This window comes from Caballeronia udeis, from assembly GCF_001544555.2.
In the GTDB taxonomy this organism is placed as follows: domain Bacteria; phylum Pseudomonadota; class Gammaproteobacteria; order Burkholderiales; family Burkholderiaceae; genus Caballeronia; species Caballeronia udeis.
In genome coordinates this window covers 189,169-211,807 of sequence record NZ_FCOK02000005.1, presented here as the reverse complement: position 1 = coordinate 211,807, position 22,639 = coordinate 189,169, and the positions used below count along the sequence as shown (strand labels likewise).

Here is a 22,639-nt window from a genome sequence, read left to right as displayed (position 1 = left end):
GCGCTCGAGATACAGCGCGGTCATGCCGGGGTCGGAGGGATCGTCGAACCAGCGGCGGCTACGCAGGCGCGGCGTTGTGGTTTCGGTTTCGTCGTGAGAATTCGGGGGAATGGATTGATTCGTCATGCTTATTTATCCGTTAATTTTGTATTCAGAGGTGGGAGTGCCGACATTCGATGAGCAGCTCAACGCGTGGGGTATTCGGTAACAAGCGGCTCACCTTCAAAAAATGCCCAAAGATTTCCTCGAACCAGTTGCCCCATCGCCGCGCGGGTTTCGACGGTCGCGCTCGACCGATGCGGCTGTAGAACCACATTGTCGAGAGAATGAAAGCGCGGATCGATCGACGGCTCGTTCCAGAAGACATCGAGCGCAGCGCCGCGGATGCGGCGCGTGGTGAGATAGTCGAGCAGCACCGGCTCGTCGACAATACTGCCCCTCGCAATGTTCACCAGAATGCCGTCGGCTCCAAGCGCATCCAGCGCATCACGGCTTACCGATGCATGACTTTGCCGGTCGGCCGCCGCGCAGATCACCAGGAAATCCGAATCACGCGCGAGCGCCACCGCGTTTTCACGGTAGGTGTAGTCGACATCGTCGAAACGGACGCGATCGTGATAGGCAATGGACATATCGAATGCGGCTGCCCGCCTGGCGAGCGCGCGGCCTACACGGCCGAGCCCGAGTATGCCGAGCCGTTTTCCGAACATCCGCGTTGCCAGCGGCAGCGTCACTTTTCCCCATTGACCGTCGCGGACCACGCGATCATTCGCTGGTATGTGGCGCGCAATCGCGAGCATCAGACCCATACCCATATCCGCGACGTCACCCGTCAGCACATCCGGCGTGTTCGTGACGCGGATGCCGCGCTTCGCGGCGTGTGCGAGATCGATCGCATCGACCCCGACGCCATAAGACACGATGATTTCAAGTTGCGGCAACGCGTCGATCAACTCAGCGCTGGCGCCAGCCTCTCCATTGGTCGCCACCGCAAGGATGCGCGGCCCCACGTTCGCCAGCAACGCAGCACGATCGGTCGAATCGGACAGGACGTGAAGCGTGTAATGCCGTTCGAGCTCGGCCATGTCCGCTTCGGGGTAACGCACGACTACCAGTAAATCCGTCTTGTGCACGCTATCTCCTCATGTTAGATTTGATTAGTAGTTACCGGTAACCATACAACACGACGAAACCCATGTCCAGCAGATGATGACTTCGGAGTAGCGAGATACTCAGGTGGGCAACCCATAAATAGAGAAATAGCCGGAGTTCAATCAAACGGCATCGATTTGCAAAGGAGACGCAAATGGATTTGCAGCACCCCACTGTGCCCGCGCAGGCAAGCGCCGCTACGCAGGTTCCACCGTCAGGGGCGGCTAAGAGAGCGCCCGTATCGCCGCAACAGTTGAGGCGCGCGATATTGACGGGGGCCGTTGGCAGCGCGCTCGAGTACTACGATTTCGCGATCTTCGGACTCGCGTCGGCATTGGTGTTCAGCCATATTTTCTTTCCTGCACTTGGCACGAAAGCCGGGTTGATGGCGAGCTTCGGCACCTACGGTGCGGGCTTTCTTGCAAGGCCGTTCGGTGGCCTGTTTTTTGGGTCTATCGGCGACCGGAAGGGGCGCAAGTTCGTCTTGCTCGTCACCATAGCCATCATGGGCACCTCCACAACCTTGGTCGGCTTTTTACCCAGCGGCACTGTAGGCGCGGTGGCACTCGTACTGCTGCGACTGCTGCAAGGCTTTGGAGCCGGCGCGGAGCAGGCGGGGGCATCAACGCTGATGGCGGAAGTCGCCCCTGTGCGGCAACGCGGTTTCTTCGCGGCCTTGCCGTTCGTGGGCATCTTTGGCGGGCTAGGACTCGCCACGGCTACCTTCAGCGTCATGCAGCACGTGCTGGGCGAGCAGGCCATCCTTGCATGGGCATGGCGCATCCCGTTTCTTTCAAGCGTCTTGCTCATCGGCGTGGCGGTCTGGATCCGGCTTCGCTTGCGTGAAAGTCCCGCTTTCATCAGCCTCGAGGGCGCGCACGCCGTGATCAAATCGCCGATGAAAACCGTTATTACCCACGCGCGCCGCCCCGTGCTTGCCGCGACCCTGATGCGATTCGCCGAACAAGGCGGATCGACGATCTACACCACGGTTGTCATCGCATTCCTTGGGGGCACCGTTGCCGCGAAACTGGGTGTTCGACCCTCCGAGCTGACGTCGATAGGGACGACGGGCGCGTTGATCGCCAGCATGGCGAGTGTTGTCACGACGCCGCTGTTCGGTGCGTTGTCGGACCGCATCGGTCGTATCGCGGTGTATCGGGGCGGTGCGATCTTCATGCTGCTCTGGTCCGTGCCTTCGTGGTGGATGGTGAACACGGGCGACGCGCTGTGGGTGGACGTGGCCATGTTCGGCGGCCTCGCGCTGGGAGCAAACAGCATGCTGGGTGCGCAGTGCGCTCACTTCTCCGAACTCTTCGGCAATCGCTACCGGTACTCCGGCGTCGCACTGGCGCGTGAGTTGGGCGCGGTGCTGTCGGGCGGTATCGCGCCGTTGCTGGGCATATACCTCGTTGGGCTGTCAGGCGGCGCGTTCTGGGTGATGGGAATTTATATGGCGACGCTGTCAGTGATCACGTTGATCGGCGTGTCCTTGTCCACCGAAACGCGGCAGCGGGATTTGACCGAACTAAACGATGCAGTGAGTTAGAAATCGGCCAGGCACCCGCTTCGACGAAGACGTGTCTGACGTGAGCCGATTCGGGTTATCACCAATTGGGCCGCCTTGTGCAGGCTATCTTCGCATGTTAGAGTCATTTCGTAGTTACCGGTAACCACTTGTAATTGAGCCAGCTATTTGACGGACCGTCTCGCAGCGCTCGACAACCCGTATCTTTCAATGATGGAGAATAGGGAGGGGTGACGATGAAAGGGAAAATTGCCTTGATCACGGGCGCAGGCTCAGGAATCGGGCGTGGCGTTGCATTAGGCTTACTAGATGAAGGCTACACCGTCGTGCTAGCCGGTCGAAACGAACGCGCGTTGACCGAAACGGCGAATATGGCGGGCGCGCATGCGGGCAATGCACACGCAATGCCCTGCGATATTGCGGTCCTAGATTCCGTCAATCGGTTGTTTAGTCAGCTTGAAGAAAAGTTCGGCCGCCTGGATCTGTTGTTCAATAACGCCGGTACGTTCACACCCCAAAATTCACTGGAAGACATCAGCTATGAACAGTGGGTTCAGGCTGTCAACGTTAACCTGACCGGCGCCTTCCTTTGCACGCAAGGCGCCTTCCGGCTGATGAAAAAACAGCAGCCAGGGGGCGGCCGGATCATCAATAACGGGTCAATATCGGCGCATGCACCGCGCCCGAAGGCTGCACCCTACACCGCGACCAAACACGCAATAACCGGCCTGACCAAGGCGTCTTCGCTGGACGGCCGGCCTTACAACATTGCCTGTGGCCAGATAGATATCGGCAATGTAGTGACTGACATGAGTGAGTTGATGGCGAAGGGGACGCTGCAGGCCGACGGGTCGATCAAGGTGGAACCACGCATGTCGATGGATAACGTGGTCAAGGCAATCCTGTACATGGACAGCTTGTCGCTGGATGCCAACGTCCTGTTCATGACGGTCATGGCCAGTCATATGCCTTACGTCGGCCGAGGCTGATCGCAGCGGGATACGTTGGCGCGTCGACCGGCCGGCGGGCTGATCTGTGGATCTCAACGCGTTGTTTCGAAAGCTGCCTGATAGACAGCAGTGGACAGTAGCGATTTCACATATGGCCATCCTGCAGACTGGCGCTGGCCCACAACATTTTGGAGACGAAGCATGAAAAGAAATGTGGCAAGCTGCGTGCGGACTTTAGGGTGCCTGGGCGTCATCCTGTTTGGAACGATTGGCGCTCATGCTCAGGAGAAGCCGACGACCAATATGAAAATTGCTTTTTCGAATTCGTTTGCGAGCAATTCGTGGCGACAGCAGATGCTGCAAGACTGGGACAAGGTCACCAAACAGGCGGTGGCCAGCAAGATCGTCGCGGCAGCGCCTAGTTTCACGACAGTTCAGAATCAGGCGACTGAACAATCCCAGCAAATTCAGAACATGATCCTGCAGGGCTACAACGCTATTGTTGTCGACGCAGCTTCACCCACGGCGGTGAATGGTGCAATCAAGCAGGCCTGTAGTGCGGGTATTGTCGTGGTGTCGTTCGACGGCACGGTTACGGAGCCCTGCGCGTACAAGATCAGTATTGATTTCAAGCGCATGGGAAAGATGCAGATCGATTATTTTCATGAGCGCAATTTAAAAGGCAACGTGCTCGAAGTGCGAGGCCTGGCGGGTTTCGTGGTGGATAACCAGATACATGCCGGCGTGGAAGAAGGTCTCAAGCAATATCCCGACTTCAAGGTGGTCGGATCGGTCAACGGCGACTATACGCAAACGGTCGCGCAGAAGGCCGTCGCGGGACTCTTGCCAACCTTGTCCGATGTCGTCGCCGTGACCACCCAGGGTGGAGACGGCGCGGGAACGGCGCGCGCGTTTATTGATGCCGGCCGTAAACTGCCTGTGGTTTTTATGGGCAATCGCTATGACGAGCTGGAATTGTGGAAAAACGAGCACGATAAAAACGGCTACGAGACCCAATCAGCTTCGATCGTACCGGGCGTCGCGACCTTTGCATTCTGGTACGCGCAGCAGGTGCTGGCCGGCGCGAAGCTGCCGAAGGAAATCAATCTGCCGATTGCCGTCATTACCCAGAAGGACCTGGTTCAATCAATGGCAAGCACTCCGAAGGGGGGTGTATTTGACCGCTCTTTCAGCCAGCAGGAAGTCACCGACTACGTAAAAACCCACGCCGCCAACTAACGCATGCGCACCTGCCTCGGCGGGTTTCGCATCGCGAATGAACTTATTGACGGTGATGAGGGTTTTTATGACATCCACTGCGGATGCAGCATTCGTTCAAACCGAGAAAATCGGTAAGACCTTTGGTGCGGTGAGGGCGTTGAACGACGCAACCCTGGCGTTCTATCCGGGGGAATGCGTTGGTATTGTCGGACACAACGGCGCCGGCAAATCAACGCTGATGAATATTCTTTCCGGTGTCTTCAAGAATGACAAGGGCACGCTGTATGTGGACGGGGGGAAGGTCGAGCATCACTGGAATACTCACGAAGCGATCAGGCACGGCATACGCTGCGTCTTCCAGGAGCTGTCGTTATGCCCGAATCTCAGTCTTGCGGAAAACATGCGTCTGCGAACGTCGGCGGGCAACGCGTTAGGGTGGCGCAAACAAGCCGGTGCGCAGGTGATCCGCGCGCTGGACAAGATCTTCCCGCGTCACGGCCTGGGGGCCAACCAGATTATCGAGTCGCTGCCGATTACCAAGCGTCAGATGGTCGAAATTGCCATGGCATTCACGCCGGGCGATCATCCGTTAAAGCTGGTCATTCTCGATGAGCCCACTTCCTCACTGGATGAACAATCGGCCAAGCAACTACTCACCTATCTTCGCGACTTTGTAAGTGGCGGCGGCATTTGCATATTGATTTCGCACAAAATGCACGAGGTCATGAACTACAGCGACCGCGTCGTTGTGATGCGCGAGGGTGCGGTCATCTACGAAAGCGACATCGCGCAAACCAGTGCGAAGCAAGTGGTCGAGGCGATGGGCCAGGGACACACGAACCGTGATGAACAAGCGGCGACCCGCGTTCATCAAGCTGGCGAGTTGCAGGTGCAGGCGCGTTTGTTAGCGGATGGTTTGCCGCTCAAGGCGTTCCGAGGCGAAATTATCGGGCTGGCGGGACTGGCAGGGCATGGTCAAACCCGCTTGCTCAAATTGATTCATGCGTTGCACAAGGGGCGCCAGGATTGGCATGGCAACGAACTGCACACCGAAACGGCTTTCGTCGCCGGAGACAGGCAGAGCGACGGGGTGTTCGGCCTATGGTCGATTGCAAAGAACATGAGTTTGTCGTGGCTTGGCAAATGCGGGCGAGCGGGGATGATTTCCTTTGCTCAGGAAGATCGCCTGATCGGGCAATGGATGGAAAAACTGAGGGTGAAAACTCCCGACATGAACCTGCCCATTTCATCACTTTCAGGCGGCAACCAGCAGAAGGTATTGTTCGCACGCGCCTTGGGAGCAGATGCACCCATGATACTCATGGACGATCCCACTCGCGGCGTGGATGTCGGCACGAAATACGAGGTGTATGGCATTGTTCGATCGCAAGCTGACGAGGGGCGAACGTTCCTTTGGTACACCACGGAGTTCGAGGAGCTATATCACTGCGACCGCATCTATGTGATGAACGAAGGGGAAATTGTCGGGGAAATTGCAAATGCCGACCTGAGTGAAGGCGAGCTGTTTCGCTTGTCCTTCAAGGAGTTGGCATGAGACATTTTCGCGCTCATATCACCCGCCTGCGGTCCGCCACCACCTTCGCGATCCTGCTGGGGTTGATCTACAGGAATCAGTCACTCGCGCTCTCGTATCTGGGCTTGACGCTGCTGTTGGGAGCATCTGTTCCCATTGTTTTTGCAACGTTGGCTCAGATGATGATGGTGTCGGTGGGCGATCTGGATCTGTCCATTGGACCGTTTATTTCAATGTGCGCGGCGATTGGCGCGATCATATTGCCGAACTCGCCCTGGCTGGCGGCCTTGTTATACGTTCTTGCAATCGGCATCTACGTATTTTGCGGTGTCCTGATCCATGTGCGCCGGTTGTCGTCGATCGTCGTGACACTGGGTTTGTCTTTTGTCTGGCTGGGATTCGCGCTTTTGCTCGTTCCGAGCCCGGGCGGGCAGGCGCCCCAATATCTGGTCGACCTGATGGCGTGGCAACCGCCGTTCGTGCCCCTGCCGGTACTGTTTGCCATCCTAGCTGCATTGATCGGTTATTTCATTTTCAATATCACGGTCTTCGGTACTGTCGTCCGCGGCTTTGGCGGCAACCCTAAAGTGATTGAACGAAGCGGCCGCTCGAGCCTGGGCATTCATGGGGCGGTTTACGCTTTGGCGGGGGTGTTCGGAATCGTCTCCGGATTACTTCTGTTGGGACAGACGACTTCCGCCGACGCTAATCAGGCAACCAGCTATACCCTGATTTCCATTGCAAGCGTCATCCTGGGCGGCGGTGAATTCGTGGGTGGAAAAGTCTATGCATTGGGCAGCGTGTTCGGTGCCCTGACCATGACGCTCGCGACCTCATTCCTGAACTTCTACCAGGTATCCTCGGACTGGCAAGTGGCGATGCAAGGGATCATTCTTATCGTGGCGCTCAGCTTGCGGACCGCCATTGGCTATTCAGGAAAACCAGCATGAGCGACACGCGTGTTCCTTCGTGGAATGGGTTACGCAACAGCTACTGGCTGAGCGCCTGGGTGGCAACGGCTGTCGTCCTCATTGCGACAACTTTGTTTAACGCAGGCAGGGGGGGACCTAGCCTGGGCCCTCTATTGACGACGGCACTGAGCTTCTCGACCTTCACCGTACTGGTTTCGCTGGGGCAGATGCTCGTGATTACGAGCGGACCCGGCAATATAGACCTCTCCATCCCTTCGGTCATAGCGCTGTCGGGCGCGCTCTCAATGGGGGCAATGCAAAGTTCGAACAGTTTGATTGCCCTGGGTATCCTGGTAGCACTCGCGTCCGGAATGGCGGTAGGAATCGTCAATTTTCTGCTGATCCGCCTCCTGAAGATTCCGCCGATCATCGCAACCATGGCTAGCGCATTGATCGTCCTGTCCTGCGCCATAGCCTATGGACGCGGCATGCGTACGGCGCCACCCGCCTTATTGGCGAAGATGCTGGTGGCGCGCGTAGACTATGTCCCGGTATTTTCCATTTTCGCGATGGCGGTGACGCTGCTGGTCTGGCTATTGCTCACGCGCACCATCTATGGACGGGCACTTTGTGCGATCGGCCAGAATCGAAACGCAGCGCGACTGGCCGGTGTGAAAACGGATTTCCATGTCTTGTTGACGTATGCGATCAGCGGCGCGTTAGCGGGTTTGACCGGTTGTCTGATCGCCTCTTACTCGGGTGGAAATTCGCTGGATCAGGGCAACGAATACTTGTTGTTGACTGTTGCGGTCGTGGTCATAGGGGGGACGTCGGTCGCGGGTGGCCGGGCGTCTTTAGGTGGCATCTGGGGCGGGGCGTTGTTTATGTTCCTGCTGGTTGCCTTGCTGAATACCGCTGGCGCAAGCGCAGGTTTGCGCACGTTGTTGACGGGCGTCATTATCGTGATGGTGGCGGCGTTGACTGAAAGACGTCAAACTCGTTAGGAAAACAGAATGACTAATCCGCTTATGGAAATATATGACGAACGTGCCCGCGATCTCCTGGGGAGCGATGCGAAGCTGGAGAAGCTTGCAACCGGCTGTATATGGAGCGAGGGCGCCATTTGGATGCACGAAGACGGGTCCGTGCTATGGAGCGACATTCCGAATAACCGCATGATGCGCTGGCAGCCTGAGGAGGGCGCGAGTGTCTGGCGTGATCAGGTGGAATATACCAATGGCCACTATCGTGAGGCGGACGGCAGCCTGTTGCATTGCTCGCACGGTCAGCGCGCAGTTATTCGTACTCGATTCGGTCCGGGTCTCAGTCAGCCCGTGGATGAAATCGTGGTCGACAACTATCATGGCCGGCGGCTGAATTCGCCTAACGACGTGGTCGTCAAGAGCGATGGGACAATCTGGTTCAGCGATCCTCCTTACGGCATTTTGTCCGACCGCGAGGGGCACCAGGCCGCTCAGGAAATGCGCGGTTGTCATGTGTTTCGTTTCGACCCGCGTAAAAAGACACTGGATGTAATGACGGACCTTCTTATTTGCCCGAATGGCTTGGCATTTTCGCCGGACGAGTCACTGCTTTACGTGTCGGATACGTCAATGGTCCCGTACGGTGACAAGGGCTTTCACAATATCCGCGTATTCGAAGTCATAGACGGCCGGTCCTTGAGCAACCCGCGGATTTTCGCCACTATTGCCGAGGGTGAAGGGCTGTCCGACGGGTTTCGGTTGGACAACCGAGGCTGGGTCTTCAGTAGCAGTGCCATCGGAATCCAGGTATTTCATCCCGATGGCACCAGGCTTGCGCTCATCCATGTACCGGAAACGGTGGCGAACCTGACGTTCGGGGGTGAGAATCGCAATGAGATGTTTATCGTCGCATCCACGTCCCTATACCGTATAAGCGTGAACGTTCAGGGCATACAGCGCCCCTGAACGATCTTCCTGGTACCTCGAAGCCGGAAATATGTTGGCCGAAGAGGTGACGGGAGAGGGCGCTGCATGGGCGCTCTCGCCCGCGGTCTAGAAATTGTGCCGCATACCAATGCGCGCATCCATTTGCGTGCGCCCCGACGAAGGCGTGAACGCATAGCCGATCACGGCATCGACACCCTCCGATGCGCGCATCCAATCCAGTCCGGCATAAACGTCCGTGGTTTTTGACAGTGAATAATGCGTTGCAAGCGCCACCTCATGCCAGTGATGACCTTCGAAGGTGGTGTACTGGTAGCCACTGATCAACGACAGTGCAGGTGTCGCGTGGTATTGCAAACCGGTCTCGTAGACACGCAGCGTTGATGATTGCCCGTAGCCCTTGAAGGTCGTACTGCTGAAATCGCCGCTGACCGTCAGTTTGTTAAAGGCGTAGGAAGCACCCAGGCCGAGAATGGATTGCGAGTCGACCTGGAATGGTGTGCTCGAATGCAGGTCGGTTACCGCGCCTGTAGCGGAGTTAACGGTCGCGACCGTTTGGCCCAGCATGGTCGTTATGCCGAACTGGGCATAAGGATCAAGGCCTGCAAGGCCGGTAGGTGAATTAAGTCGCGTGTAGTTGCCGCCAGCGGAAAAGCTGCCCATTGTGTAGGTTGACCCCAGGCCCCAGGCACTGCCGTCGCGGAAATTACCTGCCGTATTGCTGAACGAGTACAGGCCGGCAACCACCAGGCCATGGAAATTGGTGCTTTCGAATTTGACCGAGTTTTTCAAACGGTCGCCGCCCTGCCGGTCGGCGTCGCCCAGGTGGACGCCGTAGCCTGTGCCGTACCCACTGATGTTGAATGCGGATGTATAGGCGAATGCGAAATCATACTGATTACCGAGTGTAAGCGTGCCCCAGTTGTTGCCAAGACCTACGTACGCCTGGCGGCCAAACATCGCACCGCCCTGATTCAACTGGCCATTGCCCAGGCGAAAGCCGTTTTCCAGCTTGAACACAGCCCTGTTGCCGCCACCCAGATCCTCGGTGCCCGAAAAGCCGACCCGGTTTCCGTACGAGATGCCGTCGTCGAAGAGGTAGGAGTGCTGTCCCCCCGTATTGCTGACATAAGTCAGGCCGGCGTCAATGATCCCGTACAACGTGACCGACGACTGAGCCATCGCACACGTGCAAAATAGAGGACCGACTACTAACGGCAGGAATTTTTTCATGATTTAGGAACCCTTAATTTTATTTAAAAACGCGGTTGGGGAAGTGATCAAACTAAATTGCTACTCCGGGAATTGCAGGGATGAAACGACTATTTACGATTCCGTCTGCGCGGATTCGACGAAGGACGATGAAGTTTATTGACCAAGCCAAGCCGAGCCGCGTTGGTCAGCAATGCGGCTCTTTGAATCTCCAGGCCAGCCGATCAGGCAATAAGGCTGGGGCTAGCGTCGACCCGCATAGTCTTCAGGCATGGGTGAACGCAAGCTTGAACAGGCGCAGCCACCGTCTGCATCGAATGTGGCAATGGCCCTGAGCGCGATTCGCGATGCAGCGAGTTTCATATTGCGCAGCGCGCCTTCCTCCACGCCGAGCAGTTTGTGCTCAGGCGGAGAGAAGTAATTCTCGAACGCAGCGGTGATAAAGGCACAGTTGACGAAGCACGCGCCAATCTCACGGGCGAGCGTGGCTTCGGGCGCGAGACTGTGATTGATGAAATCGGCGCCAAGCGAGCGATACGCCGTCACTTCCGCAGGAGATGTCAGTCTTGGACCCCATGCGTGCGCCGCTACCATGCGTGAGCGTGGACCAAATACGCGGGCATCGGCTGACCATAGCGACTTGGCGGTTGCCTCCATGATCGAGGCACAGGTGGGGCAGACAAGCTGCTTGCCCGAGCAGTCGTAGTGGTAACGGCTGGGTAATAGCGAGTGCTGGGTCTGGGTCAACTCAAGCATGTCGCTCGCAATGACAAAATCGCCTGCAAAGACAGCACGGTTGAGCGAACCGGCTGTCGAACAGGCTATGACCTTGCGGACACCTGCCTCCTGAAGCAGCCAGAAGACGCGCCTGTGGGCTTCGTGATCAATTCGGTCCAGTGGCCATCCGTGAGAGAACACGGTCAGCACGGTGCGCGCCTTCCCGTCGGAGGTCCTGGAGCCGTCAATCTCCAGCACCTTCCACTCGGCGCTTGGCCCCCAGGGTGTGTCAAATTCGAGATCTTGCTCAACGACCGTGACGCCGGGTTCATCGAGGTCTTCGGGAAAACGCAGACCCCAATTGGCGCTGCCACAGACAATAGCAAAATCGGCACGAGGTATGGAGCGGGTAGTCATTTCATACTCTCTATATAGAGGATACCTAAATAAAATTAATTGCCGGTCGCAATCCGGCCGGGCGCTCAGGAAGCGATCGCCTTGACGTATTTCGCTTCGGCTGCCGCGCCATGTTCTGCGTACCACGCCTCGTTTTGCTGCACCTGCTTGTCTGCAAACGCCGTTGCGTTGTACTGTCGCTCCGCTGTCGGAATCAACGCGGAGGCCGCCGGATTCGACGGGCTCATGCCCACGATCGCGAACACCTTGGCCTGACTGGCGGGATCCAGCGACAGGTTGATAAATTTCATGGCCGCCGCCTTGCCCGCCGGGTTGCCCTTCGGGACCCCCCAACTCGATGAACAAAGAATGGCGTTGTCCCAAGTCCAGGTGATGCCTGGAACGTCGCGGCGCACGACGACGGCGCGGTTGCTCCACATGAGGCTGGCAACTACTTCGCCTTGGCGCAGCAGATCTTCGCTCTGGGCACCGGTTTTCCAGAATACGCAGTGAGGGGTGAGTTGCTTGATCTTGGCGATCGCGCGGTCGACGTCAAGCGGATAGAGTTTCGCGGGCTCGACGCCGTCAGCGAGAAGCGCCGCTTCCAGTGTTCCTGTTGAAATTCCGGGGAGGGCGCGCTTGCCTGGAAAGTCCTTGACGTTCCAGAAGTCCGCCCATGTCTTCGGCACGGGACCTTTGACTTTCTTTTCGTTGACTGCGAAGACATAGGAGAAGAGATAGTTGCCCACGCCCCAGCGCGTGGCGAGGCCTGGCAGCACTTTCGACTTGTCGACGATCGAGTAGTCAATCTCTTCGGCGAAGCCGGCGGTGCCCAGTTGCGCCATGTTCCCAAGGTCGATATCCATCACGTCCCAGTTGACGTTCTTCGCTTCCTCCATCGCGCGCACCTTGCCCGCCATCGCGCCGCTGCCGTCGACGACCAGTGACAAGCCGGTCTTTTTCTTGAGAGGGTCGGCGAAGGCTTCCATGACTGCCTTTTCCGCTGTTCCACCCCAGTTGGCGAGGACGAATTCATCGTCCGCCGCGAATGCCAGTTGCGGAATGGCGCCGGCAGCGCTGGCTGCGGCGAGCATCTTCAGGAAAGAGCGCCTGTTGAGGCCGGCCGATGTATCCAGGTCCAAAACGCTTTGATCCATCTCGTGATTTTTCTTCGACATCGACATGCTCCTGTTCTAGGTGATCCGACTTTGGGATGGTCTTGCTGTACCGCTGCCACTGCCGTTCGTAGCGGCCCGGAGTTCAGGCGGGCTTCTCTGATTTGGTCTTCGCTTCGCCACGGTCATCCTTGACGATCGTCGCCGCATCCGGCGACCAGCTCAACCAGACCTTCTGCCCACTCACAGGAGCAAAGTCCGATTGCCAGGTCGGCGCGTTGACCGACAGGCGGCCAAGAGGAGTGGTCACCTCGTAGTGCACTTCCGTTCCCCGATAGCTCCATCCCGCCAGCATCCCGGAGGTCAGATTGCCTCCGGCGGGCGGGCATACCGAGGTCAGTGAAATCTTGGATGGCCGAAGTGACAGGAGAATCGGTTCGCCAGGCTCGACCTTGACGTCGGATTGCTGCACGCATGCAGTTCCCTGCGCTTCGTATCGAACCAATCCTGCGCCATCGGCATGAACAACCTTGCCTTCCAGGAAGTTGCTTTCGCCAAGGAAGTCGGCGACGAAATGCGTGGCAGGGCGTTCGAAGAGCTGCTCTGGGGCGCCACGTTGCACGATCTTCCCGTTGCGTACAATCGCTATCTCATCTGACATGGACAAAGCCTCCTCCTGGTCATGTGTGACGCAGATGAAGGTTTTGCCAATACGGCGCTGCAGTTCCCTCAATTCGATCTGCAAGCCGATCCTGAGCTTCTTGTCGAGCGCGCTAAGCGGCTCATCCAGCAGCAGGATATCGGGCTCGAAGATCAGCGCGCGAGCGAGGGCCACGCGCTGCTGCTGGCCGCCGGAGAGTTGCTTCGGCAAACGGTCGCCGAAGCCGGACAGGCGCACGAGGTCGAGCGCGGCAAGCACTCGCTGTTCGCGCTCCGCGCGGCCCATGTTGCGCACCGCCAACGGGAAGCAGACGTTTTCGGCTACCGTCAGGTTCGGAAAAAGCGCATAGCCCTGGAACACCATGCCGAAGTTCCGCTTGTCGGGCGGTACACGCGTGAGCTCTCGCGTGCCATAAGTGACGTCGCCTGTGCTTGGCACCTCGAAGCCGGCCGCCATCATGAGCAAGGTCGTTTTGCCGGATCCCGAAGGGCCGAGCAGACTGAAGAACGTTCCGCCATTGACGTCAAGCGAGACGTTGTCGACGGCCGTCACGGCGCCATAGCGCTTGGTGACGGCCCGGAAACTGAATGTAGCGGGGCTAATAGTCATGACTGTCTTGACGGGTAATCAGTTAGGGTTTCGCGCAGTCTGGCGACGGCCCGAGAGCAACGAGATGGACAGCACCAGCACCGTGACAATGATCAGGATGACCGCGACAGCAGCGATCGCCGGATCGAGGCTTTCGTTGACGCCGGACCAGATCGCTCGCGGCAGGGTGCGGATCTTGCGGCTGGCAATGAACAACACGATGATCAACTCGTCCCAGGATGCGATAAAGGCGAAGACGGCGCCCGAAATAATGCCCGCGTTGATGTTGGGAATAAGCACCCGTCGAAGCGATTGCATGGGGGTCGCGCCCAGGTTGCGAGCCGCCCGTTCCAGGCGGACATCGAAATTCACCAGCGCGGCACTGACTGTCAGCACGACAAACGGAAGACCGATGGCAGCATGCGCGGCGATCACGCCCGCATACGTGTCCAGCAGGTGGAGCGAGGCATAGAAGCGATAGAGGCCAAGGGCGTAGACGATCTGCGGAACGATCAGTGGCGCGAGCATGAGTACGCGCACGAATTCGCCGAAGCGCGACGAAAGCCGCCAGCATCCGATAGCGCAGAGCGTACCGGCGGCTGTCGCGACGGCGCTGGCCGAGAGTGCGATGACCAGGCTTTGCATGAAGCCGCTGCGCCAGACCCGGTTAGTGACTACCGTGTGCCAATGTTGCAGCGACAAGCCATGTTCGGGTAGCCCGAGATAGCTGGTATCGGTCAGCGAGATTGGAAAAACGATCAGGGACGGCGCAAGAAGAAAGAAGATGATCACCCAGCCGGCCGCCAGCAGGATGCCTCGACGCGAAGTCGTTTTCATGGCCTCAGGTACCTCCAAATACGCGGCGCAGATCCACGATCCGCGACAACAGGAACATCAGCATGAGTACAAGGATGGCCAGTGTCGAGGCCATGGCCGTGCCCATTCCCCAATCGACGGTGGCATTGATCATCAAGCTGACGTACTCAGCCAGCATCAGTGTCTTGCCGCCACCAAGCATGGCCGGAACAATGTAAAAGCCGAGCGCCGTAATGAAGATCAGGATTACGGCGGCTGAGATGCCCGGCACGCTTAGCGGCAAAAAGATGCGGGCGAACGCATAGAGGGGGCGTGCGCCGAGACCGCGGGCAGCCATGGCGAGGCGGGTATCGATACCGGACATCTGCCCGTAGATGGTCAGTACGGCCAGCGGCACCATGTAATGCACCATGCCGACGACCACGCCAAAATCGTTGTAGAGGAGGTCGAGCGGCTCTTTGATAATGCCGAGCGAGAGCAGAGCGGAATTGATCACGCCGCCGGAGCGCAGCAGGACGATCCAGGCAAAGGCGCGGACCAGGACCGAGATCCAGAAGGGGATCAGCACGCAGACCAGCATCAGCTGGAATTGGCGTCGCGGTGCGTTGACCATTGCGAGGGCGACAACATAGCCGAGCGCAACCGAAACCAAGGTTGTGATGCCGCTGATACGGAATGTGGTCCAGAAAATGTGCCGCATTCCCGCGTCAAGAAGGAGTTTTTCGTAGTTGCCGAAGCCCGCTACTGGCTCCATGACGCTGATGGTGAGCACCTTCGCGAGGGGCAGGAGATACACGATCAACAAAATGATCAGTGCAGGGGCAAGCCACGGTAGCGAAGGGAAGACTCGCCGCAATCTATTGGCCATATCCATGATCTCGTGTGGAAAATTCTCTGGTTTTCATTCGCTTGAAAATGGTCATCAATTCTCGTACGCGATGATGGTGAGGTTGTGCAACCGTATAGCCCGAGTCCCGCTTGATGTCGAACATCGTCTTCGGTGAGGGGGCTTGCAGCCCCCTACGAGACAGCTTGCTATCCGACACCGTTTTTCTTTATTTGCCGCTCCCTTGCCAGGATGGAACGGGTGACTCCGGCGTGCCGCAGGAGTTGCCATCCGATCAAGCGTCGCGTGAGACCGGGTCTGCCGATTTGACCTTGGCGACTTGGTAGCCCCGGCCCAGGACAGCCGTTCTCAATTGCAACTGTTGCTAATGCCTGTGCGCTTGATCTCAATTCAAGTTGTAGCGTACACACTCAAATATGTCGTCGCAAGTACAAGTTAAAAAAATGCAAATAATTAGGATGCCTATGATTCAGAAAATAGGCTGAATGTGATGATTTTTCGATTATTGCCAAGCGGAAGTCGTGATGGTTTACCCGGGCGAGCAGTGGACGAGGTGTTCGCCGGGGAAACGACCTGCACCACGAGGGATCAATAAGTCACCAGCTCTTGCACAAATGCTCCAATTACACAGGTGAGAGTAGTGCATACACTCGGATGCTGGCTGTGGTGCCCGATTATTGCGCACAGTCCACCTCTTCGCGGGTAGGTATGGACGGTTGCGCTCCGTTACGCATGACGGAAATAGCGGCGGCCCGCTGGGCGAGCTTCACCGCTGCTTCAACAGGTTGCCGCGCAGCTATTTGCGCCGCGAACACACCAATGAAGGTATCGCCGGCCGCGGTTGTATCGACAGCATTGACCTTGACGGCAGCGAAGTGGATTCCTTCGCCGGTTTCAGTCAGCAGAAACGCACCTTGCGCACCGAGCGTCACTATGACGTTTTGAGCGCCGGCTCTCTGGAGTTCTTGCGCCGCCCTTTGCGCTCCGCTTTCCGACTCTACCGGAAGGCCGGACAGGATGGCGGCCTCGACCTCGTTGGGTATCAAGTAATCAACGAGCGGCAGCCACTCTGCGGGCAGAGGACCAGTTGCGGGTGCCGGATTCAATACCGTGACCTTGCCAAATCGCCGAGCCATGACAAGCGTTGCAAAGACCGAATCCCAGGGCGTCTCGAGTTGGCAAATCACGACATCGGCGGCTTTTACCGCGGCTTCGTGGCGCTTCACCATCGCGGGCGTAACCTGGCCATTGCCACCCGCCACCACCACAATGGTGTTTTGACCGTTGTTGGCCACGGTAACAATCGCAACCCCCGTCGGCGTTGAAGGGTCTGTCTCGACCGAACTGCAGTCAATACCGTCCGCCTCAAGGGCTGCAAGCCGGGATGCGCCGTTGTCGTCCGAACCGATGCACCCCACCATAGCGACGCGCGCGCCAATGCGCGCAGCAGCAACCGCCTGGTTTGCGCCCTTGCCGCCCGAGACCTGGGCGAATTCCTGTCCTTCTATAGTCTCCCCCGGGCGAGGCAAATAGAGAGAGCGTGCGACCAGATCGGTATTGATGCTTCCCATCACGAGCACAGCGCCTTGCTTTGCTTCTTTCGACAATGATTTCTCCTGTTGGGCAACCAAAACCAGCATCTGCGGCCGACCCGCTCGGGGCGCCAAACCGGTCCGTGGAGCAAGAACCCGCGATCTGGTTTCTGGCGCCGCATGGTGAGCGTTACATGGGATAGCTATGCCGCAGCGCTGCCACGAAATGGATGCGCGCAGTGCCTTACGATTGTTTGACGCAATACTGCGTATGTGCTCGGCGGCGAAGAGAAAAGCGGTCAACGCCCGAATGCGGCGAACCGGAGGTTGGGGGTACGTATCGTTGCGCTCCCCGGAGCTTATGGCTCCCGGTGGCTATGGGCGTTCTTGTTCTACCCAATATGAGTCGGCATGCAGCTAATGCTTTTGAAAGGACGTTTGGTCGGTGCATTTTCTACGTCCGCTCTGCCAATGCCAAACACAACGACGGCTAATGCTATCGTCGAAAAATTTGATTTGCTATGTCTTAATTCAAAACATGTCGTTTCAAATATGAAACGATAAAACCGAGGGTTAGCACGTGGCCAAGCGCCATAACGGTCCGCCGTCGGCTAAGGAAGCTCGAAAGCTTCTTTTCGAGCCAAAGACGTCCGTCGCACCAGTAAGGGAGTGATCCGCCCCGGTTTAAGTGGAGGCTGTCAGGTTTGAGCTACGCTGCCATTGAGACCGCGTGGTTGGCGAGTTGAGGGTCGTGAGCCAACGCCGATGGAGGAGGACAGGTGGACCCTGTTCCTGAGGGTGCTCGGCATGTGATGGACTATGCCGCTCACAATGCCGCAAAGAATTTGCTGAATCGGTTGCGCCGCTGATGATGCGGGTGCAGTAGTAGATGCTCGGTTATCCGGTGTGCTGGTGGTTCGCCAGCTCACCGGATAACTTGGTGGTACGTAGTGCTCAGGTTGCGGATCTTGCGACCTAAGCGGCCTGCTTCGCTACTGCCTTCTTGCTTGCAGCTTTCTTTGCAACAGCACCGCTCACAGCCGAAGACTTCGCCTTGCGCGCCGCAGTAGTCTCAGTGGCGACGGCTGCCGCGCCTGCAATCAAAAACTTCGTTCGGTCTTTTGCCGTGGCTAGCCATGCAGGCGCCGGACCACGTCCGCTCCACTGTGCCCCGGTTTTGGGGTCCAGGTATTTGGCCGGCTGCGGACCTGTGCGCTGTCCCCTGTGACCCACTCCACCAGCTACAGCCGAGGCCTTCTTGCCCGCGGTCTTCGCCTTGCTCACAGTGCTTGCATTGGCACCGTCAATCAAGAATTTATTGCGGTTTTTGGCATCGGCGATCCAGGCCGGCGCGCGGCCGTGGCCGGTCCAGGTCGCGCCAGTCTTGGGGTGTTGATATTTCGGCGGTGTTACGCCCTTCAGACTATTGGCAGCCTTTGCCTTGACCGTGGAAGCACTTCCGTTCGCCGCTTTTGCTTCTCGCCTTGCCTTTGCTTTAGCCTCGATGTCTTCAGTAGTCAAACCGTGCGCCAGCATGATTTTTCGAATTTCGTCGACCGCTGCCTGCGCCTTCTTTGCAATCAATGCATCGGCTTGGGCCTGCAGTTTCTTCATGTTCGCCCGGATTTGTTCGAGTGTCGGCATGGCGACCTCCTTGAATGGATGTGCCCGCACTATGCCATGCGCTTCGAGAGAGCGAAAGTACTGTAAGGTATTCGCGATGCAAAGGAGTCGCTAATAGCCACGGTGACCCGTGGGAATCTTTCGGGATTTGAGTGAGGCAGTCGCGAAAGAAGCTTTTGCGGCTGCATGCTTTATTGCAGAATCTACAGAATTGCCATGGACTCCGTCAGATTCTGTTTCATGTAGTCGAGGAATCGTTTCTGGAAAAGCATGGTGTGCTCATGCGCGGCTTTCTCGGCGGCGCTAGCGTCTCGCCTCGCAATCGCATCAATCAACTCATCGTGATCGCGCCCAAGCTTTGTTGCAGTGGGCGAACTCACCGTGAAGTCGAAGTGCAGGTGGAGCAGGCGTTGCCCTTCTCCGAGAAGCCGCTCGTAGTACCCCAGGAAGTACGGGTTGTTCGCCGCATGTGCGATTGCCGTGTGCAGCGTCTTGTTCGTCTCGGACATTGCCTGGAAGTCGCCGCTGGCGATAGCCTCCATGTAGACATCGTCGGCCTTGCGAATGCGGGCCAAATCCGACGCGGTATGCTGCGTGGCAGCCAGCCGGCTGACTGCCCGCTGCATGAGATCGAGAGCCGAAATATATTTCGGGAACTCCTCTATTTCGAATGGCGTGACCAGCGTAGTCCGGTTGGGCAGAATGGTGACCAGTCCTTCGCTGATGAGTCGCGCAAGTGGAGCGCGACGTAAGACGACTGCCCGTATTGACACGACCCCGGGCGGCCAGGGTTGCAAGATTTACCGAACTGCTCGTCCCCCACGGAGACCGGTCAACGCGGCCGGGAGGCAAGCTCGTGCAGGTCCGGTAGAGCTCATCGCCGACGCGATTGTGGAACATGACGCATGCCACGTCATTAATCTGTTCATACAGTGGATGCTGAACCTGCCGATTGATAGCAACCTTGATGCTTGACGCCGGATTCGGCCAGTTGTCGTGCGTTTTCCGGTGCAATATCGAGCCCGATCTGGTTCACGTCGATAAGCGCGTAGTAGACGCCCCCGAAGGCGATGTCTGCTCTGGTCCTGCCGACCTCGAAGTCGAGGCGCTCAACGAACGCCGGGACCATTTCCAGCGAGACGCCGATGCAGCGCCCGTTCTTGCAGGCGGCACGGGCCGTAACGAGTCCCGCAGGGGTATCCAGCAGGGCCGTGGTTTTCGGCCCCTGCATGGGCGCCATTCCGAGCTCGAGAAGCGCAGTGACCACGCAGATGGTGTTACCGCCGGACATCGGGTGCGCCTTGTCTGCCTGCAACACGATGAAACCGGCGTGGGCTTCGGGGCGTGTTGGCGGCAGGAGCAGGTTGTTTACCCAGCCGCTTAAGCGGGTTTTAATTTTGGGTTGCCATGATGATCATGCAGGCTAGTGTTCAAAGGGCGCTTGTTCCAGCACCCGCACATAGACGGCGATACCGGAAGTTACAGAAGGGAGTTGAATCAGACATGCCTAACAAATCGCGAACGCGCAAACATACTCAGCCGGCAATGTCGCCGCTGCTAAGGGCACTTACCTTTAGTCGTGCTGCACACGAACCCGTCACCCAGGCCATGCTTCTTCAGTGCTATGTGGGCCTGGATGCATTTCGGCGAGGCCACGGATCGCGTGAACTATTTACGACCCTCGGCCGCCAGTTGCTTGTTGCCGAGGAGCTCTGCCTCATCGGATATCAGCCGGACCAGATTGCGGACATACAAGAGGCGCTCGCGGCGATGATGCATATTGACGCTACCAGCAAGGAAGACGGTGTCTGGCAGATGGGCGATGTCGAATACGCATGGTTGTGTGTAGCGTTCGAGATTTTCGGCCGCCAGTTGTCTGCTGCCTCCCTCGAGAGTATTGCCAGGGCCGAAACGCGAATGGTGGAAGGCTTGCTCAAAGCCGAACGAACTCCGGCCATTGTTGAAGCGTCGGCTTAACGCAACCTGACGTAGCTTAAGTACGTTGGCTCCGTCTTCGCGAAGCACTTCCGGTTATTCATCAGGTTGTCTCACCGGACCGATACATTGTCCAGCTATCCAGTTATCCTATGCAAATCTGTCTTTCCGCAGAATGAGCGACGTTCACGGTCATGAAATAATAGTACGATGCTCCTGAAAGACGAACCTTGCCATTCGGCGAATGACGGGAAGGTATTGGACACACAGGATGAGTAATCAACAGCGCAGAAACGCGTCGGAAATACGAGTAGCATTCAAAACGATGACCGTTCAAGAACTCCCCTATAAATCTGCGCTCGCGGTATTCGAGCACTTGTGGGACGAGGCCAATCGCGCGGCAGTTGAGGTGATGGGAACGTCCTTGATGGCTGAGTACGTTGCGCTTCTTAAGGAAATGGAGTGGTGGTTTCAAGCGGAAGCGAAAAAGGCACAGTCCTGACTACAAGATCTTGACTGTTCGCGGGGATTCGCCGCGCGAATTGAAGTCCATCTGCGCTATCGCGGTTTTATTCGTCGTTGGAAATTCTCTGGATTTAAAAGCCCGTGACAGCAGCTACGCATCGAACAGCAGAGGAAATCTCGTTTGCGTTCGCAAGCCTGCTCGCATTGCCTCTCGCAAGGCCGGAGGCGGCCAGGCGGTTCCAGCTTCTGTGGGATGAAGCCAATGAAGGCGCCTATGCGTGCTTCGCCAGAGCGCCAATGTCCGATTACGTGGTGTTGTTGAAAGACATGGATAAACGGTGGCGCTTTAACGGCCCGCTACATTGACATGCTTCTGCGTGAAGTTGCCGTTGCCGTTGTGAGGCCTGCGCAATCGTTGTTACTTCATTTCCATCCGGTCCGCCTACTGCCCCGTTCTAATGGGGCTGCTTCTGACCGGCCTTGATTGTCGCGCGAACACGCTTGGCGACGAACAGGGGCACGAAGTCATGAATTCTCGCGTTCTCCGCGAACTCGGCCCACGTGTCAGCGTAGAGCTTGGAAACCGTCTCGGACGAAGTATTGGTCTCGGTCGCAATTGTCTGTACAACCTCGCTGGCATCAGTCGGTGTCATAGCGCTCTCGCTCCGCATACGTTGTAAGAGCACGAGTAGAGGCTTGTCGATAAGGCAAATCCAATTGAACGTGACTATCGGTGAGCCGCTGCGAAAGGACGCGCCATCCGCCCGGTCAAATTAGCCAATGATTCTTGATGTGCGTCGCGAGATTTCGCCACTTATTAAAGTCAGAAGTGCCGTCTGACGCGGGTCCGGGGGAATCACGGTCAAGCCCGTTAGACGACGCACGCCCTGATGCCCTGTCACTGCAGTGTCATTGGATTGCCAAACTGCGGCTGTAGGATTCGCGCGAGAAACCACCGCCATCAAATTGGGGTAGCGCCATGAATGCCAAATGCAAGGTCCTGTTCCTCTGCCGTGCAAATTCTGCGCGCAGCATCATGGCTGAATCCCTGCTCAGGCAACTCGCACCAGACAGGTTCGAAGCATTCAGCGCCGGGGTCGAGCCCGCGGCGCGAGTTCACCCGCTGACCATTGCGCAACTTAGCTCGACAATCGCTGACATCCATCTTTTGCAGCCCAAGAGTTGGCAGAGATTTGTCGATGCCGACGCCCCGCGTATGGATGTGATCGTCGCCATGTGCGACGAGGCCGATGAGGCACACGCGCCGAACTTCCCAGGCTCGCCTGTATTTTGCCGATGGACATTTGACGACCCGCTCGCCGAGTTTGCGACCGAGGACTTGCAGAAGCAGGCGTTCGAACGGGTTTTCCGCCAGATCCTAAGGCGCATCAGCGTGTTCATTGCGCTTCCCTTGCAATCGATGAATGCGGATGAGCAGGTGCTCGCGGTGAACGCTCATCAGGAAGCGGATCGCAGCGGAGCCGACTCCGCGTCGTAACCAAGGCTTG

General features: G+C 57.6%; 21 protein-coding genes and 2 pseudogenes. 10 read left to right on the top strand and 13 right to left on the bottom strand.

Features of this window, described 5'->3' with window-relative positions:
- Positions 1 to 185: 185 nt before the first annotated feature.
- Positions 186 to 1,133, bottom strand: a complete 948-nt coding sequence (locus AWB69_RS06350) for a 2-hydroxyacid dehydrogenase (RefSeq protein ID WP_062083334.1) — start codon at positions 1,131 to 1,133, stop codon at positions 186 to 188.
- A gap of 173 nt (positions 1,134 to 1,306) precedes the next feature.
- On the opposite strand from AWB69_RS06350, the gene AWB69_RS06345 reads away from it, so the two are divergent.
- The 7 genes from AWB69_RS06345 to AWB69_RS06315 all read left to right on the top strand — a co-directional run bounded on the left by AWB69_RS06345 (position 1,307) and on the right by AWB69_RS06315 (position 9,245).
- Entirely contained in the window at positions 1,307 to 2,701 is a 1,395-nt protein-coding gene (locus AWB69_RS06345; RefSeq protein ID WP_082913280.1) for an MFS transporter, read from the top strand.
- Between the two features lie 209 nt (positions 2,702 to 2,910).
- Positions 2,911 to 3,669, top strand: coding sequence for an SDR family oxidoreductase (locus AWB69_RS06340; RefSeq protein ID WP_407923016.1), 759 nt, complete (start codon positions 2,911 to 2,913; stop codon positions 3,667 to 3,669).
- Between the two features lie 162 nt (positions 3,670 to 3,831).
- Entirely contained in the window at positions 3,832 to 4,869 is a 1,038-nt protein-coding gene (locus AWB69_RS06335) for an ABC transporter substrate-binding protein (RefSeq protein WP_197500183.1), read from the top strand.
- 37 nt (positions 4,870 to 4,906) lie between these two features.
- The gene (locus tag AWB69_RS06330) at positions 4,907 to 6,406 is read left to right on the top strand and encodes a sugar ABC transporter ATP-binding protein (RefSeq protein WP_231936998.1); all 1,500 of its coding nucleotides are present in this window, start codon (positions 4,907 to 4,909) and stop codon (positions 6,404 to 6,406) included.
- Positions 6,403 to 7,335, top strand: a complete 933-nt coding sequence (locus AWB69_RS06325; protein WP_062083328.1) for an ABC transporter permease — start codon at positions 6,403 to 6,405, stop codon at positions 7,333 to 7,335. Before AWB69_RS06330 ends, AWB69_RS06325 begins: the two co-directional genes overlap by 4 nt.
- The gene (locus AWB69_RS06320; protein ID WP_062083325.1) at positions 7,332 to 8,300 is read left to right on the top strand and encodes an ABC transporter permease; all 969 of its coding nucleotides are present in this window, start codon (positions 7,332 to 7,334) and stop codon (positions 8,298 to 8,300) included. The genes AWB69_RS06325 and AWB69_RS06320 overlap by 4 nt, the downstream gene beginning before the upstream one ends.
- 9 nt (positions 8,301 to 8,309) lie before the next feature.
- The gene (locus tag AWB69_RS06315; protein WP_062083323.1) at positions 8,310 to 9,245 is read left to right on the top strand and encodes an SMP-30/gluconolactonase/LRE family protein; all 936 of its coding nucleotides are present in this window, start codon (positions 8,310 to 8,312) and stop codon (positions 9,243 to 9,245) included.
- 87 nt (positions 9,246 to 9,332) lie between these two features.
- Here AWB69_RS06315 and AWB69_RS06310 read toward each other — a convergent pair whose 3' ends face one another.
- The 11 genes and pseudogenes from AWB69_RS06310 to AWB69_RS06265 form a co-directional block, all read right to left on the bottom strand.
- On the bottom strand, positions 9,333 to 10,457 hold the full coding sequence (locus AWB69_RS06310) for a porin (protein ID WP_062083320.1): 1,125 nt from the start codon (positions 10,455 to 10,457) through the stop codon (positions 9,333 to 9,335).
- 222 nt (positions 10,458 to 10,679) lie between these two features.
- The gene (locus tag AWB69_RS06305; protein WP_062083318.1) at positions 10,680 to 11,570 is read right to left on the bottom strand and encodes a phosphorylase family protein; all 891 of its coding nucleotides are present in this window, start codon (positions 11,568 to 11,570) and stop codon (positions 10,680 to 10,682) included.
- Positions 11,571 to 11,635: 65 nt separating this feature from the next.
- Positions 11,636 to 12,727 carry an ABC transporter substrate-binding protein gene (locus AWB69_RS06300; RefSeq protein WP_062083316.1) on the bottom strand — a complete coding sequence of 364 codons (1,092 nt, stop codon included), beginning with the start codon at positions 12,725 to 12,727 and terminating at the stop codon, positions 11,636 to 11,638.
- Between the two features lie 82 nt (positions 12,728 to 12,809).
- On the bottom strand, positions 12,810 to 13,934 hold the full coding sequence (locus AWB69_RS06295) for an ABC transporter ATP-binding protein (protein WP_062083314.1): 1,125 nt from the start codon (positions 13,932 to 13,934) through the stop codon (positions 12,810 to 12,812).
- Positions 13,935 to 13,952: 18 nt separating this feature from the next.
- On the bottom strand, positions 13,953 to 14,750 hold the full coding sequence (locus AWB69_RS06290) for an ABC transporter permease (RefSeq protein ID WP_062083312.1): 798 nt from the start codon (positions 14,748 to 14,750) through the stop codon (positions 13,953 to 13,955).
- A gap of 4 nt (positions 14,751 to 14,754) precedes the next feature.
- On the bottom strand, positions 14,755 to 15,603 hold the full coding sequence (locus AWB69_RS06285; protein ID WP_197500178.1) for an ABC transporter permease: 849 nt from the start codon (positions 15,601 to 15,603) through the stop codon (positions 14,755 to 14,757).
- 647 nt (positions 15,604 to 16,250) lie between these two features.
- On the bottom strand, positions 16,251 to 17,183 hold the full coding sequence (gene rbsK, locus AWB69_RS06280) for a ribokinase (protein WP_407923015.1): 933 nt from the start codon (positions 17,181 to 17,183) through the stop codon (positions 16,251 to 16,253).
- A gap of 906 nt (positions 17,184 to 18,089) precedes the next feature.
- Positions 18,090 to 18,752: pseudogene (locus AWB69_RS06275) on the bottom strand (H-NS histone family protein); the annotation flags it as partial.
- Between the two features lie 182 nt (positions 18,753 to 18,934).
- Positions 18,935 to 19,528: a GntR family transcriptional regulator gene (locus AWB69_RS06270; protein ID WP_062083304.1), complete on the bottom strand. Its 594-nt coding sequence runs from the start codon at positions 19,526 to 19,528 to the stop codon at positions 18,935 to 18,937.
- Positions 19,524 to 19,745 (bottom strand): annotated as a pseudogene (locus AWB69_RS50280) (proline racemase family protein); the annotation flags it as partial. The gene AWB69_RS06270 and the pseudogene AWB69_RS50280, both read right to left, overlap by 5 nt.
- On the bottom strand, positions 19,657 to 20,049 hold the full coding sequence (locus AWB69_RS06265; protein WP_269447467.1) for a proline racemase family protein: 393 nt from the start codon (positions 20,047 to 20,049) through the stop codon (positions 19,657 to 19,659). The gene AWB69_RS06265 and the pseudogene AWB69_RS50280, both read right to left, overlap by 89 nt.
- A gap of 185 nt (positions 20,050 to 20,234) precedes the next feature.
- Between AWB69_RS06265 and AWB69_RS06260 the strand changes: the two genes are divergently transcribed.
- Both AWB69_RS06260 and AWB69_RS06255 read left to right on the top strand, forming a co-directional pair.
- Positions 20,235 to 20,708, top strand: coding sequence for a hypothetical protein (locus tag AWB69_RS06260; protein WP_062083302.1), 474 nt, complete (start codon positions 20,235 to 20,237; stop codon positions 20,706 to 20,708).
- A 229-nt stretch (positions 20,709 to 20,937) separates the two neighbouring features.
- The gene (locus tag AWB69_RS06255; protein WP_062083300.1) at positions 20,938 to 21,168 is read left to right on the top strand and encodes a hypothetical protein; all 231 of its coding nucleotides are present in this window, start codon (positions 20,938 to 20,940) and stop codon (positions 21,166 to 21,168) included.
- Positions 21,169 to 21,586: 418 nt separating this feature from the next.
- Here the strand turns inward: AWB69_RS06255 and AWB69_RS06250 are convergent, their stop codons facing one another.
- A complete protein-coding gene (locus tag AWB69_RS06250) occupies positions 21,587 to 21,784 on the bottom strand; it encodes a DUF3562 domain-containing protein (RefSeq protein WP_062083298.1) in 198 nt (65 codons plus the stop codon).
- Between the two features lie 326 nt (positions 21,785 to 22,110).
- Between AWB69_RS06250 and AWB69_RS06245 the strand changes: the two genes are divergently transcribed.
- Entirely contained in the window at positions 22,111 to 22,629 is a 519-nt protein-coding gene (locus AWB69_RS06245) for an arsenate reductase ArsC (RefSeq protein ID WP_062083295.1), read from the top strand.
- Positions 22,630 to 22,639: the final 10 nt, after the last annotated feature.